Genomic DNA, 2,010 nt, shown 5'->3' with positions numbered 1-2,010 from the left:
CTGGCGTCCCCAAGGGGATTCGAACCCCTGTACTCACCGTGAAAGGGTGATGTCCTAGGCCTCTAGACGATGGGGACCTGTGCTGGCTTTACTCTCAGCGGACTCTTCGTTGAAGGCTTTGCTTAGCCCCTCAAAAAAGCGTGCGCGAAGTTTAACACGAAGCGATTCACGAAATCAACTGCTGGCCTTCTTTTTTCCACCTTATTTGAATCCCCCTCCCTATGAAGACGGGGTGATGGCAGGAAGGTATGCAAAGCGGCAGCGCGCCAGGCACGCCAGGAAAACCGCGCCAATCGTCTGGCGCGGCAAAAGCATTCCTTAGCGCAAGATATCATCCGCACTGATGATGCGCACATCGTGCATCTGGCTCAGATACGCTTCCAGATAGCCCTTGTGGGACGCGCCAACGAGGACCAGGGTGCGCATCCCCGGGCGCGCCGCCATGATTTCGCGGATATTCGATGCCATGCGCAAATTACGCACTTCCCAGGAGGCGACGTAGTTGCGGCCATAACGCTGCGGCGACGGCTCTTCCAGCGCCGCGCCAAAATCGCCGCGGAAGGCCAGATCCGCCTCGGCGCGTCCGTTATAGGCGCGATAGATCGCCAGTACACCGGCCGGCGTATTCAATTGCCCTTCAAACCCGGCATGGATGCGCTTGCGCTCCGCCGAAAAGGGGTTATCCCAGGCCTTCCTGATCGCTTTGGCATACGCCTTTACATCATCAACAGACATATCGGACGTATGATCATCCATGCCATGTACCCGCTCGTGCCCGCTCTTCGCCGCCAGCACGGCAGCAATCTGATAGTTCTCGTTGCGCTGCCCCTGCACGGAATTGAGCTCAGCGACCAGCGGTTCGCTCAAGCCGTCACCGGCGCGCCGCTCATCCACGGGCAGCCGCAGCCATTGCACCAGCGCCGATGCACGCTCGCCACCGGCCAGGAACAGGGAGGCCAGCGTGCGCCGCTGCGCGGCAGACGGCGCCGCCGGCCAGGCCGCCAGCAAGCGCTCCGCCTGCGCCGTGGCCGCGATCACATCGAGCCCCGTGGCAGCCCGCGCGGCGGAAGTGTCATAGCAATAGGTTTTCACCGTATCATCATAGCGCTGCGGATAGGCACGCAAGAAAGCGCATTGCAAACCGGAAAGTGCCTCGATCGCAATCGCGTCCGGCCGCCAAGCCGCCAGGCGCTCGTTGAGCAAGCTCAATTGAGACGGATCAAACGATTTCGGCAATTGCGATAAATGGGGTGAACCGAGCACCAGCACGTCATTGGACGGGCCCTTTTGCAACTTCAGCGCACCAGGATCGAATCTCGCCGCAGGCGGCGCGTCCGCGTGCGCGGGAATGTGAATAACGGCGGCAAGAAAAAAACTGGCAAATACGCGATGCATCCTATCTCCTGAATGTAATGGTCCATTTTTAATCACAGGTCACGATGATGAGTTCAACCTGCCGGCCAACTTTAACCATTCTGAAAGCCACTGTCAGTTATATCCATGCAACCAATAGGCACAAAAAAAGCCGCCCGGGGCGACTTTGCATACCTTGTGACTTAGATGCCATTGACGGAGGTTGACGGAAAATGCACCGAAAATAAAAAAGCCGCCCAAGGCGACTTTGATTTATTCACTGCCTGTTTCTGCGCTGCCGGTGGAGGTTGGCGGGAGCCAACCGCTGACCTCTTGCATGCCATGCAAGCACTCCCCAGCTCAGCCCCACCTCCCCCGAGGGGTATGGCGATTAATTCACAGACGTAAAAAAAGCCGCTCAAGGCGACTTTGATTACCATGTGATTTCTGCGCTGTTGGTGGAGGTAAGCGGGATCGAACCGCTGACCTCTTGCATGCCATGCAAGCGCTCTCCCAGCTGAGCTATACCCCCCGGGCGCAGAAACACTGCTACTTCTTTACTACCAAACACCAGACTGAACTGGCGTCCCCAAGGGGATTCGAACCCCTGTACTCACCGTGAAAGGGTGATGTCCTAGGCCTCTAGACGATGGGGAC

General features: G+C 58.0%; 1 protein-coding gene and 3 tRNA genes. All 4 read right to left on the bottom strand.

Annotated elements, in window-relative coordinates:
• Position 1: 1 nt before the first annotated feature.
• Positions 2 to 77, bottom strand: a tRNA-Glu gene (locus AC1RJW_RS29645).
• A 241-nt stretch (positions 78 to 318) separates the two neighbouring features.
• A complete protein-coding gene (locus AC1RJW_RS29640; protein WP_493048104.1) occupies positions 319 to 1,395 on the bottom strand; it encodes a DUF5694 domain-containing protein in 1,077 nt (358 codons plus the stop codon).
• Between the two features lie 414 nt (positions 1,396 to 1,809).
• Positions 1,810 to 1,885, bottom strand: a tRNA-Ala gene (locus AC1RJW_RS29635).
• A 49-nt stretch (positions 1,886 to 1,934) separates the two neighbouring features.
• Positions 1,935 to 2,010, bottom strand: a tRNA-Glu gene (locus AC1RJW_RS29630).

The sequence above is a fragment of the Janthinobacterium sp. GW822-FHT07A03 genome (assembly GCF_058798815.1).
This window is presented reverse-complemented; position numbering and strand designations above follow the sequence as displayed.